This is a genomic window from Chryseobacterium sp., assembly GCF_045629545.1.
Taxonomy (GTDB): domain Bacteria; phylum Bacteroidota; class Bacteroidia; order Flavobacteriales; family Weeksellaceae; genus Chryseobacterium.
This window is the reverse complement of record NZ_JAZQRK010000026.1, coordinates 207,944-224,867: the sequence shown is the minus strand read 5'-3', so window position 1 is coordinate 224,867 and position 16,924 is coordinate 207,944. Positions and strand designations below refer to the sequence as shown.

15 protein-coding genes are annotated in these 16,924 nt (G+C 33.1%); 6 read left to right on the top strand and 9 right to left on the bottom strand.

The features are described from left to right. The first annotated feature begins 76 nt into the window (after positions 1–76). The 5 genes from ACKI42_RS06455 (at position 77) to ACKI42_RS06435 (ending at position 5,244) form a co-directional block, all read left to right on the top strand. Positions 77–1,786, top strand: coding sequence for a glycoside hydrolase family 3 protein (locus ACKI42_RS06455; RefSeq protein ID WP_407403624.1), 1,710 nt, complete (start codon positions 77–79; stop codon positions 1,784–1,786). 32 nt (positions 1,787–1,818) lie between these two features. Beyond that, the gene (gene bshA, locus ACKI42_RS06450) at positions 1,819–2,979 is read left to right on the top strand and encodes an N-acetyl-alpha-D-glucosaminyl L-malate synthase BshA (RefSeq protein WP_407403622.1); all 1,161 of its coding nucleotides are present in this window, start codon (positions 1,819–1,821) and stop codon (positions 2,977–2,979) included. 260 nt (positions 2,980–3,239) lie between these two features. Further along, entirely contained in the window at positions 3,240–4,505 is a 1,266-nt protein-coding gene (locus tag ACKI42_RS06445; RefSeq protein WP_407403620.1) for a DUF2851 family protein, read from the top strand. Position 4,506: 1 nt separating this feature from the next. Then, positions 4,507–4,728 (top strand): PspC family transcriptional regulator, encoded by a 222-nt coding sequence (locus tag ACKI42_RS06440; protein WP_407403618.1) that lies wholly within the window; start codon positions 4,507–4,509, stop codon positions 4,726–4,728. A gap of 3 nt (positions 4,729–4,731) precedes the next feature. Further along, positions 4,732–5,244, top strand: a complete 513-nt coding sequence (locus tag ACKI42_RS06435; RefSeq protein WP_407403616.1) for a GNAT family N-acetyltransferase — start codon at positions 4,732–4,734, stop codon at positions 5,242–5,244. Between the two features lie 36 nt (positions 5,245–5,280). Here the strand turns inward: ACKI42_RS06435 and ACKI42_RS06430 are convergent, their stop codons facing one another. The 5 genes from ACKI42_RS06430 to ACKI42_RS06410 are packed head-to-tail and all read right to left on the bottom strand — an operon-like array spanning position 5,281 to position 8,400. Next, positions 5,281–6,015 (bottom strand): SIMPL domain-containing protein, encoded by a 735-nt coding sequence (locus ACKI42_RS06430; protein WP_407403614.1) that lies wholly within the window; start codon positions 6,013–6,015, stop codon positions 5,281–5,283. Positions 6,016–6,061: 46 nt separating this feature from the next. After that, entirely contained in the window at positions 6,062–6,856 is a 795-nt protein-coding gene (locus ACKI42_RS06425; RefSeq protein WP_407403612.1) for a hypothetical protein, read from the bottom strand. Between the two features lie 15 nt (positions 6,857–6,871). Further along, the gene (locus ACKI42_RS06420) at positions 6,872–7,402 is read right to left on the bottom strand and encodes a hypothetical protein (RefSeq protein WP_407403609.1); all 531 of its coding nucleotides are present in this window, start codon (positions 7,400–7,402) and stop codon (positions 6,872–6,874) included. An 18-nt stretch (positions 7,403–7,420) separates the two neighbouring features. Next, complete coding sequence (locus ACKI42_RS06415; protein ID WP_407403607.1) at positions 7,421–7,639, bottom strand: hypothetical protein; 219 nt, start codon at positions 7,637–7,639, stop codon at positions 7,421–7,423. Positions 7,640–7,653: 14 nt separating this feature from the next. Next, positions 7,654–8,400, bottom strand: a complete 747-nt coding sequence (locus tag ACKI42_RS06410) for a carboxypeptidase-like regulatory domain-containing protein (RefSeq protein WP_407403605.1) — start codon at positions 8,398–8,400, stop codon at positions 7,654–7,656. 137 nt (positions 8,401–8,537) lie between these two features. Between ACKI42_RS06410 and ACKI42_RS06405 the strand changes: the two genes are divergently transcribed. Beyond that, positions 8,538–11,726: a UvrD-helicase domain-containing protein gene (locus ACKI42_RS06405; protein WP_407403603.1), complete on the top strand. Its 3,189-nt coding sequence runs from the start codon at positions 8,538–8,540 to the stop codon at positions 11,724–11,726. Between the two features lie 57 nt (positions 11,727–11,783). Here the strand turns inward: ACKI42_RS06405 and ACKI42_RS06400 are convergent, their stop codons facing one another. From ACKI42_RS06400 to ACKI42_RS06385, 4 genes are all read right to left on the bottom strand, one after another. Beyond that, on the bottom strand, positions 11,784–12,293 hold the full coding sequence (locus ACKI42_RS06400) for a ferritin (protein ID WP_407403601.1): 510 nt from the start codon (positions 12,291–12,293) through the stop codon (positions 11,784–11,786). 126 nt (positions 12,294–12,419) lie between these two features. After that, positions 12,420–12,887, bottom strand: coding sequence for a hypothetical protein (locus ACKI42_RS06395; RefSeq protein WP_407403599.1), 468 nt, complete (start codon positions 12,885–12,887; stop codon positions 12,420–12,422). 211 nt (positions 12,888–13,098) lie between these two features. Beyond that, entirely contained in the window at positions 13,099–14,046 is a 948-nt protein-coding gene (locus ACKI42_RS06390) for a hypothetical protein (RefSeq protein ID WP_407403597.1), read from the bottom strand. A 141-nt stretch (positions 14,047–14,187) separates the two neighbouring features. After that, positions 14,188–16,839: a 4-alpha-glucanotransferase gene (locus ACKI42_RS06385; protein WP_407403595.1), complete on the bottom strand. Its 2,652-nt coding sequence runs from the start codon at positions 16,837–16,839 to the stop codon at positions 14,188–14,190. Positions 16,840–16,924: the final 85 nt, after the last annotated feature.

The following is a 16,924-nucleotide window of genomic DNA, read 5'->3' as shown; positions in this document are numbered from 1 at the left end:
AAACATATACCAAAAATGTATAAAAGATGCGTATGGTTTTTTTTTTAATTGTATTTTTGTTCTTAATCAATCTATCATGAAAAAAGTAGTTACCAATATACTATTGTTTATCACAGTTATTAGTGCTAACGTATATGCGCAATATCAGCCCAAAAATGCAACAGCATCAGATGTACAAAATGCAAACATTTGGGTAAATAAAACTTACAATTCGCTTTCACAAGATGAAAAATTAGGGCAATTATTTATAGTAGCATTATATACCAACAAGGATGAAAATCACATCAATACGGTGAGAAAAATCGTAACCAATGAGAAAATTGGAGGACTTATTTTGATGCAAGATGATGCGGCAAGAGAAATAAATTTGGTAAACGAATTTCAAAAACAATCTAAAGTTCCGTTGATGATTGGTATGGATGCCGAATGGGGAATTCATCAAAGAATTGCCAAGGCACATAAATTTCCTTGGGCTATGGCATTAGGCGCTATACAAGATAAAAAATTAATATATGACATGGCTGCCAAAATTGCCGAAGACTGCCGTAGAATGGGCGTTAATTGGGACTTTGCACCCGTTGTGGATGTAAACACCAATCCTAATAATCCTATTATTGGGAATAGAAGTTTCGGGTCTGAAGTGGATAATGTAACAAATTCTGCACTTGCCTACTCCAACGGGTTACAAGATCATCAGATTTTGGCGGCGATAAAGCATTTCCCTGGTCATGGAGATACCAACACAGATTCTCACTTGGATCTTCCCGTAGTTTCTCATTCTTTAGAAAGGCTAAATGCTGTAGAGCTTGCACCGTTCATAGCATTGAAGGATAAAGGGATAGGTGGCGTAATGGTGGCGCATCTCTATGTTCCTAGTTTGGAACCTAAAAAAGGAATACCTGCTTCTGTTTCCAAAAACATTGTTACTGGATTATTAAAAGAAAAACTCGGGTACAAAGGTCTAATTATTACCGATGCTCTGAATATGGGCGCAGTGGCGAATAAATATAAAGCTGGTGAACTAGATGCAATGGCTTTTGAAGCAGGAAATGATATTATGCTTTTTTCTGAAGGAGTTTCTGAGGGAAAAAGACTCATCCAGAAAGCCTTGGAAAATGGTACTATTTCTCAGTCTCGAGTGGAGGAAAGTGTAAAGAAAATTTTATTGACTAAATATTATTTAGGTTTAAATAATTATCAACCAAAAAATCCTGAAAATGTAAATTTGGATATCAATAATGATACGCATAAAGTTTTGGTTCAAGATCTGTATGCAAATGCACTTACAGCGATAAAAGATGATAAAAAACTACTTCCATTGAAGCAAAATGCAACCTATTATTATGTGCCATTAGAAGAAGCACCTTATCAAACTTTTGCAGAACAGTTGGCTAAAAATGCATCAATCATAATTAAAAAACCTTCAGAAATAAATACAATTCCTGCCAATTCTACGGTGATTGTAGGTTTTCACAAAGACAATTCTTCAGCTTACAAACCATATAAAATTTCATCTGAATCTAAGAAAGTTTTAGATGAACTTAATAAAAATCAAAGTGTGATTCTGAATGTTTTCGGTAGTGCTTATGCATTGAAAGATGTAAATAGTAACACTACTTCTACCGTTTTGGTAGCTTACGAAAACAATGAAGATTCTATGAAATCAACTGCTGATGCTCTATTTGGCAAAACAAAAATCTGGGGAAAAATTCCTGTACTCGTAAATGAAAATCTAAAACCAGGAGTGGGTTTAACGATAGAAGCAATCCGATCTCAGAAAAATTAAATAATTACTCCATCTAAATAAAGATAATTACAATGAAAATAGGTATACTTTGCTACCCAACCTACGGAGGAAGCGGAATTGTAGCCACTGAACTCGGCATGTCACTTGCCAACAAAGGCTATGAGGTACACTTTATCAGTTCTGCATTGCCCGCAAGATTAGATATTACCAATCCTAATATATTTTTCCATAAGGTAAACGTTCAGACTTATCCACTTTTCCAGTATCAGCCTTATGATATTGCGTTGAGTTCTATGATCTACCGAGTGGTGAATCTTTATAAGCTAGATCTTCTGCACGCACATTATGCAATTCCGTATGCGTATGCGGCGTTTACAGCGAAGCAAATGTTGCAAGAGGACAACAACGACATTCCTTTGGTAACGACGTTGCACGGCACTGATATTACATTGGTAGGACAACATCCCAGCTACAAACATGCGGTAGAATTTTCTATCAATAAGTCGGATGCAATCACGTCGGTCTCAGAAAGTTTAAAGAAGGATACGCTTCAGTTTTTTAGCATAAAAAAAGAAATTCAGGTGATTACCAATTTTATTGATAATTCTGAATTTGATGAACCTAGCGATTGCCAGAGAACACAATTCGCAAGTTCGGACGAAAAGATACTGATTCACGTTTCCAATCTTCGCCCCGTAAAAAGAGTGGAAGAAGTTTTACAAATCTTTAAAAACGTAGAGAAAAAAGTAAAATCTAAATTAATTATCATTGGAGAAGGTCCAGAAATGGAAAAAGTAAGTCAGTTTTTGGAGGAAAATCCAGAGCTAATTTCGAAAATACGTCTTTTGGGAAAAGTGAACGATTTGTATAGAATTCTTCAGCTTTCTGATGTTTTTTTATTGCCATCTGAGCAAGAAAGTTTCGGGTTGGCAGCATTAGAAGCAATGGCAGCTTATACGCCTGTGGTCAGTTCTAACGCAGGAGGAATCCCAGAAGTAAATATACAAGGAGAAACAGGATTTTTGGCAGAAATAGGAAACGTAGAAGCCATGAGCAACTACACGATAAAACTTCTTACCAATGAAGAATTGCTTGCCCAAATGAAAATTAATGCAAAAGAACAAGCGAAGAAGTTTGATCTAAAAAACATTCTTCCCATCTACGAAAATATGTACAAAACAACAATAGAAAAATTCAAGGAGGAGAAAGAAAAAACAGCAATTTCTAACTAATTTTTCTCTATTTTAAATATTAAACTACTCTATTTCGGGGTAGTTTTTTGTTTTAAATATTATTTTATTTAAAATAATCTCTCGAGTTTCTAGCCTCGATAGAAGCGACATCCTTTTTTTTGAGAGGAAAATGGGATGGAAAAAAAAAGATACAGCGGATAGCGAGTTTGGCTTCTAAAAAAAACATTGAAAATTTTATTAGACTATGTTAACTTGAGACCGTTTTTCTTGCTAAATTAGTGTTACACAACACTTTGAAAATGAATGAAAAATTATTGCAGTATCTCTGGAATTTTAAAATATTTAATAAGTATAATTTTAAAGATACCGAAGGAAATAGCATAGAGATCGAGGATTTTGGGACTTGGAACACCAATGCAGGGCCCGATTTTTTGATGGCAAAAATAAGGATTAAAGAAATCACGTTGCATGGAAATATAGAGCTGCATATGAAATCTTCGGATTGGATTTTTCATCAACATTCTACCGATGCTAACTATAATAATATCATCCTTCACGTGGTGTATGAAGAAGATGCTGACATTGCTGAACTGAAAATAAACAACATCTCAACTCTGGAACTGAAAAATCATATTGATGCTAACATTATAGAAAAATATAAGAAATTGCTGACGGAAACTCAGTTTATCGCTTGTGAAAATATTTTTCGCCCCGAGAAAATTCCATTTTTATTTTTTGAGGAAAGTCTTGTGAAAAAATTGGAAGATAAATCGGTAGAAATAGAGCAAGAACTGAAAAAATACCAGAATAATTATGAGGCCGTTTTGTTTCATAGCCTTGCGTATTCTTTTGGATTGAAGGTAAATGCCGAACTTTTCAAACTAATTGCTGAAAGTGTAGATTTCGGAATCATCAATAAAATAAGGCAGAATAACGTACAACTGGAAGCATTGTTTTTTGGAATTGCCGACTGGCTAGAAAACCCTGAAGATGCACCAATGAAAGTGTGGCAGACTGAATACTATTTTCTGAAAACCAAGTTTGGAATTTCGGATCTTAAGATTCGTCCTAAGTTTTTGAGACTTCGTCCGCCCAACTTCCCTACTATTCGGCTATCGCAATTGGCGCACCTTTATTATCAGGAAAAAAATCTATTTTCTAAAGTCATAAATGCTACAACCACGGAAGAATTATTACAAATATTTACAGCTGTAAAAGCATCAGAATATTGGGATAATCATTATAATTTCGGGAAGATTTCGCCTGTACAATCTCCAAAATTAATCAGTAAAGATTTTGCAGAATTGATTCTTCTCAATTCTATCTTACCTTTGAAATTTGCTTACCAAAAATATCATCAGGAGGAAATAACAGATGAGATCTTGGATTATTACAGAGAATTATCTGCTGAGAAAAATAGCATTATGGTAGGTTGGAAAGATCTGGGTGTAAAAATAAAGAACGCGTTGGAGTCTCAAGCATTGATTTATCATTACAAAAACTATTGTACACCAAAAAATTGCTTAAATTGCAGCATAGGATTTAAAATTTTAAAAGAAGAATAACATGTTTGATAATTTACGCCACAAGATGGAGAGAGAATGGTTCGGCGTCCTTACAAGAATGGGAGCAAAACTGGGAATTCCGGTTTCTAAACTGAGAGTTTTCTTCATCTACTCTACTTTTGCTACGGCAGGATTCTTCTTTTTAATCTATCTAGGTTTGGCTTTTACACTTTGGGTAAAAGATATCTTCGTTACCAGAAGACCTAGCGTATTTGATCTATAAATTATGGAATTTTTACACATCACAAGCGCTGTAGACTACAGAGTTGAAGCCATATACAACTCGTACTCTAATACTTTTCCGCCTGAGGAAAGGAGAGATCACAAGCAATTTTTGGATTTGTTTTCTAACGATAAAGTACGCGTAATCTCTGTATTGAATGAGAATCAGAATATCGGATATCTAGTACTTTGGCAACTAAGTAATACTACTTTCGTAGAGCATTTTGAGGTTTTCCAAGAATTTAGAAGTAAAAAATTAGGTTCTAAAATCACCGATTATTTATTTGAAAATCATGATAAAATTATCTTAGAAATAGAACATGAAACGTTGAATGATTATGCAAAAATGAGATATACATTCTATCAAAAGAACGGATTTTCTATCATCGATGAAACCTATGTCCAGCCAAGCTATGGTGAAGGAAAACCACCTTTGGATCTTTGGCTTTTGGCTAATTTTCAGCCTGAAGACATCAAAGCATTGAAAGAAGAAATCTATGATGTTGTTTATCACTAAAATAAAAAAGCCAGAATCAAGATTCTGGCTTTACTTTTAATCTACTTCGTATTCTAATTTTATTGTAATACTTGCTTCTTTTTCTTTTGAAGAAGTATTGAAAGTTCCTCCATAAGAATAATCTTCATTAGAATTGGGTGCGGTTATCTGGATAACGCCTGCGGATGCTTTCTTAAGATTTCCTAAGCTGCTCCCAGAATTTTCTGCTATTTTCTCGGCTCTTTCCTTAGCATCTTTTGTGGCACTGGCAATCATTTCTTGTTTTACAGTTGCCAATTTGGTGTAAAAGTACGAAGGTGAAGAAGAGGTAAATTCTATTCCTCTGTTGATAATTTCAGTGATATTTCTAGACAAATTTTCTATTTTGCCTACTTCCTTACTTTCGATAGATACTTTCTGAGTAAGATCGTATCCTACAAATTCGCCTTGGATATAATTTCCACTAGTGTCATTATAGTTTGTAAATTTTTTCTCTATATCTACTGAGGAAAACACAATTTCAGATTGTTTTATTCCTTTAGATAAAAGATAATCGTTTATAACTTTTCTATCCATCGCCAGCTCATCGTAAGCAGATTTTAGATCATAATTATTTTTAGAAAAACTACCAGACCACGTAATAAGATCTGACGTAAATTGTTTGGTTCCCAACCCTGTAACCGCAATGGTATTTTCAGATTTGTTCCGATTTTTCACGGCATTTCCGAGTAATCCCAAACCTACCACAAAACCTAAAGAGGCAATGGCAATAGAAATAATTGTTTTGTTCATTTGATGTGTATGTTTCTAGAATTACCATCAATATGCATTCCGAAAACTAAGAACTGATCTTGTGATTCTTTTTATATTGGTTGAAAGAACCCATGAGAATCATTGTAATTTCTTCTTTTTTGAAATTTTTTCTAAATCTTTTGGATAGATGATTTATTTTTTCTGTGTACAATAAAAAATGATCTATTCTTTCTTCATTCATGCCATACTTTGTAAGAAAAGATAAGTTGATTTCTGTTTTTATTTTATTTAAAAAATCTTGAGATTCATAAAAGTCAGGAGTTGTTATTTTTGGCTGAGATGCTTTATCTATAAGACCAATTGCAGTGGCAACAACAGCTATTATATCTACATTTACGGCTGAAAAATCGTTTCCCTGAAATGTTTTTGGAGCATCATTTCTAGGCAAAGGATCTTTCAAACCTGCCTTTATATAATCGTACACATGAGTTTTCATAGAAGCTACTTTCTTGGAGTCGTTGTAATGCTCGCTATCTTTTTTCAAGTCTCCAGTAGGTTTTATATTTATTTTCACTTCAGGAATTAATGTCTCTGCCCTCAATATCATCACTTTCATTAAAGAATTTATATCCTCTTGGGTTACAATTCTATCGGTTCTATAATAACCTTCTTTCACGAAACGAATCTCGTCATTTAATTTTACTTCTATAGAAAAACGACCAGAATAATCAGTAATTACAGATTTTTGAGAATTAACATTTAATACAAAAACCGAATTTATAGATGTGAAATCTTCACTCGTTACAAGTCCTGATATTTTTTGTTGAGAAAATGCACTGACGAAAAATAGGGTTAACAGTGAAAATAAAATTTTATTCATCGAAAAATTACGTATTTATATTTCTGAAGTTTTCAATCGTGCTACATAAATTGGGATTACATCTTCAAATTTCAACATGACTTTAGATAGATTATTTGCTTTGATATCGGCTCGAACTTCTGGTTTAATGATAAAACTGAATTCTAAAAATTCATTTATTTTTAATTTTGGAATTTCTGCTTTTATAAAATAATCATCTTCTAAACCTTTTTTAACCCAAAGGATATCATCCTGAATATCTTCATATTTATACCATCTTTTTTGCCTTCTTGCTTTACCACTTACCAAGTCATAAACGCCTTGTACATTCACTGCACCCGAAAGTGCTGCAACAACAACTTCTTTTACTTCTGCTGGTTTTTCACGAGGCTTTTCTGGAGATTTTGGCAATCCAATATCTTTTTGGAGTTGAGCAACTTTATCTTCTTTATTTACTTTTTTAGAGTCATTCTCCAAATTTCCGGACAATCCAAAAATATTCACAGTTTCTATTTGTTCTGGAATTCTAACTAAAATGATTGATAATGGAGAATTGGCGAGATTCACTTTTACCGCGTTTCTTTCTTATCCAAATTTAGAAAATCTAATCTCATCGCCAATTGAAGCGTCAATACTAAACTCGCCTCTCTCGTTGCTCATTGTTTTTTGATCGTTTGCTGTATTGACAACAAGTACTGAAGTGATTATCTTATCGCCTTCGCTCCGAATGGTACCAAAAATTTTTGTTTGAGAATATGATAGCGCAAATAATAAAGCAAATAGTAATGAAAAATTTTCTGACACCAATCTTCATCTTTTTATTTTTTGATAAGTGGTGCCCTGTAAGCATCGATCCTTTCTAGTACAGCTCTATGAAATCTATTCATATCTGCATGGTCCAAATATCCGTATTTAAGTATCTTTTTGCGTTCAAAGCCACCAGCTAACACATATTGTATAAAATGAAGACTTTGCTCAGGATTGATTTTTAAGTCTGTAAAATATTTCTCTCCTAATGATTTTTGTAAATAAGCCATCAAATCTATATCGTCCCATTTGTCTTTCACTTTCCCGATATTGAAACCTTGCCCTTTGGGTTGTACAAATTCTCCAGGTTTTGCCGCCAAAATTCTAGGATCAGATTTTTGGGAAATGTAGGCAGCCATGTCACTTTTCAGCTTTTCTACTTTTTTGGGAGGATTCATGGTTCTGGAATCCATTTTCAAATCTCCCGTTAGTCCTTTTTTGATCTCTACTTCTTGTATGAGTGCTGCTGCTCTCTTTAAAGTAATATTAATGGGTTGAGAAAGATTTTCTGTACTCACACTTACTTGCTCTCTTTCGTAGCCTACTTTTATAAATCTTAGATTATCTCCTGTTCTACCAGATATCATAAAATGCCCATCTTTATTAGTACTTACCCTCTCGTCGGTTCGTATATTAATCACAGTAACATCTATGATTTCTAGTTTTTCTTCGGTAACAATTTTTCCAAAAATATAATCTTGAGCCGAAATTTTTAAAAATAAAAAGAAAAATAAGAGAAATAGTAATTTTATTTTCACGGAGTAAGGTTTTATGGAGCAAATCTAAATTATTAATTTAGAGAAAAGTAAAGTTTAACCACAGTTAACGCTTTTAGTATATTTTTTAGAGTAAATCTTTTTTAAACTGTTAAAAAGCGCTGTTTTTTTGTTAAAATATGATTGAATTTTTGGTTAAATTGCACACAAAATCTATCGTTACCATGCAAAATTCTTATACTGTAATCAACGCTTCGGCAGGCTCGGGAAAAACCTATGCTCTTGTACAAAGATTGCTTATGATTTGCTTGAAATATCCCAACCAGCAACATTCTATCCGTACCGTTTTGGCACTTACTTTCACCAACAAAGCTGCCAACGAGATGAAGGAAAGAATACTATCATGGCTAGGAAACTTTACGCAACCCAATTTTGCGAGTAATGCAGACTTACAAAATATCCAATCTTCATTTGAAAAAGAAGGTATAAGAATAACACTAGATGAATTGCATGTACGTTCTCAAAAACTGCTAGACTACATTTTGCACAATTATTCTACTTTGAATATTGGGACGATAGACCGTTTCAATGCGCGTTTGGTGAGAAGTTTTTCTTATGAATTGGGTTTGGCGAAAAATTTTAATCTGGAAATTGACCCCGAACCTTACCTGATAGAAGCGGTAGACAAAATGCTAGAACAAATAGGTGAAAACGATAGCATTTCTAGTTCTTTCATGGATTATATAGATTATAGCCTTGATAATAATGAGAGAGTAAATCTTAATAAAAATCTGTACGATTCTGCAAAAGAATTCGTAAAAGACATCCATTACGAACATTTAAAAGAAAACAACAGCTTTGATAACGCTAAGTATGAGGAAATAAAAGATACGCTGAGAAAAGAAATACAAGCCAACAAAAAAAATGCGATAGAATTAGCACAAGAATCTTTGGCTCTTATAAAATCTAGAGATATTGAAATTGAAGATTTTGCCAATGGTAAAAATGGTATAGGAGGTTTTTTTGTGAAAGCGTACGAATTTTATTTAAAAAAAAGAGATAGCTTTCCGTTTCCTACAAACGAGGAAAATGCTAGAAAAAATTTTCTGAAAGGCGCTGCCACAAAGGCAAAGAATAGAGAGGCAGATATTGTTGAAATCTTGGACGAATTGATAAAAAATAGAATGTTCCAAATTTTACTCTATATCGAAACTCAAAAAAAGGAAAAAATTCTCGCCGCGCTTTTACCTTTAAAAGTAAATAAAGACATCCAAGATGAACTAAAAAAAATTGAGATAGAAAACGATTTGGTTTTGCTTTCAAAATTCAATATCATCATCAACGAAAATCTTAAAAATGAACCTTCGGCATTTATCTATGAAAAAGTAGGCGCGCAGTTTCACCATTATTTCTTCGACGAATTTCAGGATACGTCAGCATTACAATGGCAAAACTTTGTACCGTTGAGAGATCATTGTGTATCGTCTGATAATACTTCATTTACCATTGTTGGCGATCCAAAACAAAGTATCTACAGATTTCGAGGTGGAGAGAGCAAATTGATGCTAGATATCATTAATAAAACGGAACCTTCTCCTAAGGATGCAGATTTGTTGGTTCTAAAAGACAACTGGCGAAGTGCTAAAAATATTGTCTTATTTAATAATGAACTGTACCAATATCATTCTAAAGACTTGATGGAGGAGCATCAGGATATTTTCGGAATTGGAGCAGAACAAAATCCAAAATCTACGATTGAAGGAAGAGTAAGAATCAATTTAATAGAAAACCTAAGCAAAGAAGATTTCTACAATGATGTTTCTAACAAAATGCGTAATGATATCCAACAATGTTTAGACAATGGTTTCCGTTTTTCTGATATTACCATTTTGTGTAGAGGTAACTTTGATATTTTTAGTTATTCTCAAAAATTGGGAAACCTAAAAGTAAATTATCACGGCGAAAGTACCAATATAAAAACTATCTCTGATAAAGGTCTTACACTAGAATTATCTAATACTTTGCAAGCGGTAATTTTCTATTTGAAATGGGAAACCAACCCCAAAAGCAAACCTTTTCTTATCATGATGATGTTTTATCTCCATCGGTTGGAAAGAATTTCTATGCGCGATTTTAGTCTTGGGATGATGGAAATTTTAGCATACGAAACGCATGAAGAAATAATTGCTTTCATCAAGGAAAAATATGCTTTGGAGCTGACACAAGATCAGTTTCCGAAATTTAACCTTTATAATTTTGTTGAATATTATATTAATGAATTTTCTGTAGAAGATAAGGAAACAGATTTCCTACTGAATTTCTTGGAAATGCTTTTTAATTTTACTCAGAATGCTGGTGCTAGCACCAAAGAATTTTTGAAATATTGGGACGAAGAAGCCTCGAAATACACCATACAAGCCTCAGATAATATAGATGCAATACAAATTATGACCATTCATAAGGCGAAAGGTCTTGAGTTCCCGATTGTATTTATTCCCTTAGAAAATAAAAATTCTGATGGCCAATTTAACAATTGGTTTGACACGCATGCAGACGATGCCTTGAAATCGGTAAATATTAATCAGTTTAATAAAAATTTGGAAGCTTATGATCCAGAGATTCAAGAATTTAATAGTGTTAATGGTTATAAAAATCTAGTAGATCGACTGTGTTTGCAATATGTGGCGACCACTCGACCTGTAGAACAACTTTTCTTCTATCTGCAGAAAGCCAATAAAACGTCCAACCATCTAGAAATTTTAGATTTTATACAATCTAAAAATCCTGAGAATTTAGATGAATTTGATTTATATGAAATAAATGCAGAATCTCTAAAAAAACACGCCAAACATAAAGTTGCCACTTACCAAAGTCAGGATATACAAAACTTGAAAAGTAAGCATGAGAGCACAACATCTATAAAAATTGCAACACCCTCCAAAAATTATCAAGAAAGAAATAAAAAAGTGCGTACCGGTATTTTTGTTCACGAATTATTATCAAAAATAAAAACCGAAAAAGATATTCCAAAAATTCTAGAAAGTTATATGATGGAAGGTCTCATTACAGGTGAAGAAAGAGTAATCATCGAGAAAAGTTTGCTAGATATAACTTCAGAATATGCCGAATTTTTTGATGAGAAATGGGAAGTAATCAGCGAGAAAGATATTATGATTTCCACTAATAGCGTGAGCAAAATCTACAGACCAGATAGAATATTGAAAAGCGATGAAGGTTGTATAATCCTCGATTTCAAAACCGGTAGAGAATCTGCCAAAAACGATAAACAGATAGAAACTTACCAAACAGTTCTAGAAAATTTGGGATTAAAAGTTTTGAAAACACAATTGATCTATGTTAAATCCTAAGCGGGGCACCAAAGGTGCCGCCGCTTAGGATTTCAAATATCAGCCTAAAATAATAAATTACGCTGTAGGATCTGCAACAAAAACTCTCTGAGATAATTCTTGATCAAAAAGGTATAATGCAGAAGGATTATCGCAAACCATTTTAATTTTGGTTACATACTGAGAAGCACTTGCTTCTTCTTCTACTTGCTCGTTGATAAACCATTGTAAGAAAGAAGTGGTAGCAAAATCACCTTCGTCGTTGGCATTTTTTACAATATTAAAAATACTTTTAGTCACGATTTTTTCGTGCGCCAAAGCTTTCTCGAAAATATCTGTAGCACTTTCAAATTCATGTGGAGGTTTTGCAATTTCTCCCATGATGATTTCTCCACCTACATCGTTTAGAAAATCGAACATTTTGTCTGCATGCATCAATTCTTCTTTGCTTTGTACTCTAAAATAGTTGGCAATACCATCTAGATCTCTACTAGAAAACCACGCAGACATAGAAAGATAATATTGAGAAGCATATTGTTCGTGAGCAATTTGCTCGTTGATTAGTTTTGCAATTTTTTCGCTTACCATAATTAAAAATTATATCCAAAAGTAGGTATTTTAAAAACCAATTCAAAAGATTTCATAAAATTTAATATAAAAAAAGGGCAGAATTACTTCTACCCTTTCCACATTAAAATCAAAAATTATAAACTACTAGTTTACTTGAGATTGAGAAGCTTCTTTCAATCCGTGCTTCATGATATTTCTCTTTCCTTTCATTCCTTTTTCCTTCATCATTGCTCTTCTCTGATCCATTTTTGCTTTATTTGTAGCTTCCCATTTTGAAAACTGCTCTGCAGACAAAATTTTCTTCATATCATCATTCATCTGCAATTTTTTCGCCTTCATTTCCTCCCTCATCGCTTGTCTTGCAACGGAATCCTTTTCGAATTTCACTTTCATTTCCGCCTTTCTTTTTGCATGCAAGTCTTTAATTTGAGAAACCTGACTTTGGTTTAGATTAAGCTCTTTCTGCATTTCTTGCATTCTTGCTTGCTCTCTCTGCTCCATTTTTTTATGCATTTCTTCTTTCGTCATCTTTTTATCTTGTGGTACAGTTTGTTGAGCCATTGCAAAACTCCCCATTCCTATAAATGCTATTGCTAATATTAATTTTTTCATTTTATTTAAATTTAATTATTTATATATTTATTGTTTTGTTACATTTGTTTGATGATCAAAAAAGGCGTAAGTTAAATGCAATATTCATAAAATTTGTTAAAGTTTTATTGTTATAAATTAACATATTTTGAAAAAAAAAGGAGATCAGGCAACAAAACCTAATCTCCAACACTCAAAACACAAATTATGAACTTTCGTTTTTTCTAAGGCTTCATCTAAAACCTCCACCCTTTACCTGGCCATTATTATGCTGTTGTCTCGGACCCGAATTTTGTATTCTCGGAGCAGATTTCTCATTTCTAGATTGATTTCTAAAACCATTGTTACCCCTTGTAGAATTATTCACAACTTTAGGAGTTTCTTGTCTAGGGTGATTTACTCCCCCATTGCGGAATCCCCCATTGTTAGAATTTCCTCTTCCTCCATTATTAGGATTTCTTACCCCGATATTACTATTGCCTAGAGATGAATTGATCTGGGAGACTCTACTAGGGTTTCTAAATCCATTATTAGAATTAGCCTTTACACCACCTTCTCTGAAACCATTGTTTCTAGCTGAGGCAAAAACTTTGAAAGAAGGGTTATCTAGTCTTCTAAATTGACTTCTATCTACTCTGTATACATTTACGTTTACATTTCTATATCTTGGCATTACTGCATATCTTGGTACGTAGTAGGTTCTTCTATAATTTTGAAAATAAACCGTTGGACGATGTCCTTGATAATAGTTGTTTTGGAAGATTACAAAAACTCTTGGTCCTAGAATTCTTTCCATCGCGTAGAATCTATCATAATACCATCTATCAGGGTTGTTTTGGTAAAAATTATTCCAAGATGAGAAACTAGAGTACAAATTATTTAGATATAATATTTGATCTATTTGTGCTCTACTCAATCTATTTTGCTGGAAAAAAGAATTCCAATTGATATTGATAACACTATTTCTGTAGTCGTTGTAGTAACTTTGGTAATACTCTTGCGGATAATAGTTTTGCGGATAATTGTAATAATAATCATCTGGGAAATTATTTTGATCATAATCATCATAACCGTCATTATTTCCGTAATAGCTATCATCTCCCCAGCCGTTGTTTGGATATTGTTGTGCAAAAGTAAAAGTACCTGCTACTAATAATAAACCGAATATTATTTTTTTCATTTTATTTAATTTTATAGATCAACAAATACCAACTTGTCTTTCTTATCTTTTGGATATAAATAAAAAAAAGAAGTTAAACCCTAAAGTAAAACTTCTTCTAAAAATATTTTAACGTATTGATTTACAATAATAAAACTTTAATTAAGACCTACCACTATCAACTACCCAGCCTTTTATTTTATTGTTAAATTTTTCACTCTCCAAAAGCACATTCATATTAATATGCATTCTATATCTCCAATAATGAGGAAAAACAGCCGGATTATTTATTCGCTCATTATCCATATTTGGGTTGGTAAGTTCTCTGTCGGTTGCCAAAAATTCTTGTAATGGGAAAATAGCCAACATGGCATCATTATACAGATGCTGTTTCATAATTATTTCAGCTAACTCAGGTTCTAGGATTTTAGGCGCCTCACCATACTGATTTAATTGATGATTATAGTAATTCTGTGTAAGATCTGTATCTTCCTTCCACCACTGTCTCAAAGTAGAACTATCATGCGATGATGCCGTTACCACATTTAGGTAGTCCGCATTTTTTGGATCGTAGAAAGAGATATTATCTGATGGCATTCTTTGGACTTTTAGCGCAACTATTGCAAGTTCATCCATCACCTCAGGAACACAATCTGGTACCATACCTAGATCTTCTCCACAGATTAACATCCTAGTAGAATTGAGTATTACAGGAAGTTTTTCCATAGCTTTCTCTTTCCACAAATAATCTTGTCTCTTGAAAAAATAATCATTATAAAGTTCATAAATGCCAGATTTTTCCCCATCCGAAAGATAGTGATAGGAGGCGGTTTGATAGACATTGAATCTAGGGTGATAAACCTGTTCACCTTTTACTTCCTCTGTTAAAAATAAAACATTAGCGCACAAACTAATCAAACTATCCTGAATAGATCCCTCAGGATTCTCGGAAAAATAATCTGTAAGCTTTCTTTGGGTATCGAACTCAATTTTAAAATAATAAGTACCGTCTTCATTCGAATCTAGAAAACGAAATACGAATTCTTTATTTTCACCGAAATAATCAGTTAAAATCTGATCATTGATATAAGGTCTACAATATCGATTATAATTAAAAGGGATATTCCTTGCATTAAATTCTTCCTGTGAAACTGGCACTGCAGGATAGAAATAACCTAGTATACCTTGGGTTGCAGAAATGGGCATTCTCCAAATTCTGAAAAACCCCAAAATATGATCTATTCTCATGGCATCAAAATACTGCTCTAATGCTTTGAATCTATTTTTCCACCATTGGTAATTATTGGCTTTCATCGCTTCCCAATTATAAGTGGGAAATTCCCAATTTTGACCCAACTCCGTAAATTGATCTGGTGGTGCACCTGCCTGGAAATCCATCCCAAAAAGTTCAGGTTCCGTCCACGCCTCTACAGAATGTCTGTAGATGCCTATAGGCAAATCTCCTTTTACAGAAATCCCTAGTTGATGTGTATATTCTATAGCATCTGTCAACTGAAGATGAAGCTGATATTGTACCCAAGCATGAAGCATTGTAGCTTCATAATAATCGCTTTTTGGGGAGAAAAATTGGTTGATCTCCTCCGCTCTGCAGATGGAATGTGATGTCCAAAGGTTGAAATTGGGTGTATTATTTTCATCTCTTAGTACACAAAATGCTGCATAAGGAATTAACCAATGTTCGTTGTCTTTGATAAATTTTTTAAATAAATGATCATTAAGAATTACTGCGTGTTCTGCTTGAAAAATGGCCTTCAAATACTTCCATTTACCAGCAATCATTTTCTCATAATCAATTAATTCTAAACTATTTAAATATAATTTATCTTCATTATAACTAGTAACTAAGTCTTTAGGTATTTTGAATTCTAAATTTTCTAAATAGATATATTGAGGATGTAATGCATAAACAGAAACTGCTGCATACGGGTAAGAATCCGTCCAAGAATAGTTTGCCGTAGTATCATTGATAGGCAATATCTGAAGAACACTTAGAGAAGTGTTACTCGCCCAATCTGCTAATTTTTTGATATCAGAAAATTCTCCTACTCCAAATCCCTGCTCTGTTCTTATAGAAAATACTGGGATTGCAACGCCTGCAGCATGATACATTTGGTAAGCACTGAATTTGAAATAATGATCATTCTGTACATGCAATATTCCTTTCTGCGAATTGGGGGAAGCCATTCTGTTTTCCCCAGTTTCCACCTCTACTATTTTTCCTAGTTTATTATCGAAAATAGCATATTTATATTCAATTGTTTGAGGTTGTTCTATGCGTAAAGATAGTTCCCAAACTCCATAACTAGTATGAAATAATGGTAAAGCTTTATCATATTCCCAACCACCAAGTTCAGTACTATTACCTATCAAAACAATACACCAATCTGGGTTATATATAGGTGCTTCTATCCTAAACAGATGCGTACAATTTTCCTGAATGACATTCTTTTGAGGATTGAAATTATAGAGTTTATTATAAAATACCTTATTATTTAGATAGTTTTCGGGAAAATTTTTATTGTTCCAGACATCCTCAATTGCTAGTGCCTTGAAGCTTTCTGGGATAGATAAATAGTGCGGACTAAATTCTGATCGCACAGTGTTTCCATTTTTATCAACAACTTGATAATGATAGGAAACAGTTTTACTAAAAATCTCAATTTCTACATTCCAAACATCTTGGTTTACTAAAAACATTTTATATTTTTTACTAGGCATTCCCTTTTCTAGCAACACCCAATCTAATGTTTCGCCCAAGTTAACCTTATAATTAACTTTAAAATATAATTTCATCTACAAATTTTTCTATAAAAATACATCATAAAATTTAAAAATTTAAATTGTCTAATTATTTATTTAATAAAAATGCCCTTTCTTA

Coding starts and splice junctions, on each gene's coding strand:
- ACKI42_RS06455 (WP_407403624.1), top strand. CDS start 77: ATGAAAAAAGTAGTTACCAATATACTATTGTTTATCACAGTTATTAGT.
- bshA (WP_407403622.1), top strand. CDS start 1,819: ATGAAAATAGGTATACTTTGCTACCCAACCTACGGAGGAAGCGGAATT.
- ACKI42_RS06445 (WP_407403620.1), top strand. CDS start 3,240: ATGAATGAAAAATTATTGCAGTATCTCTGGAATTTTAAAATATTTAAT.
- ACKI42_RS06440 (WP_407403618.1), top strand. CDS start 4,507: ATGTTTGATAATTTACGCCACAAGATGGAGAGAGAATGGTTCGGCGTC.
- ACKI42_RS06435 (WP_407403616.1), top strand. CDS start 4,732: ATGGAATTTTTACACATCACAAGCGCTGTAGACTACAGAGTTGAAGCC.
- ACKI42_RS06430 (WP_407403614.1), bottom strand. CDS start 6,015: ATGAACAAAACAATTATTTCTATTGCCATTGCCTCTTTAGGTTTTGTG.
- ACKI42_RS06425 (WP_407403612.1), bottom strand. CDS start 6,856: ATGAATAAAATTTTATTTTCACTGTTAACCCTATTTTTCGTCAGTGCA.
- ACKI42_RS06405 (WP_407403603.1), top strand. CDS start 8,538: ATGATTGAATTTTTGGTTAAATTGCACACAAAATCTATCGTTACCATG.
- ACKI42_RS06400 (WP_407403601.1), bottom strand. CDS start 12,293: ATGGTAAGCGAAAAAATTGCAAAACTAATCAACGAGCAAATTGCTCAC.
- ACKI42_RS06395 (WP_407403599.1), bottom strand. CDS start 12,887: ATGAAAAAATTAATATTAGCAATAGCATTTATAGGAATGGGGAGTTTT.
- ACKI42_RS06390 (WP_407403597.1), bottom strand. CDS start 14,046: ATGAAAAAAATAATATTCGGTTTATTATTAGTAGCAGGTACTTTTACT.
- ACKI42_RS06385 (WP_407403595.1), bottom strand. CDS start 16,839: ATGAAATTATATTTTAAAGTTAATTATAAGGTTAACTTGGGCGAAACA.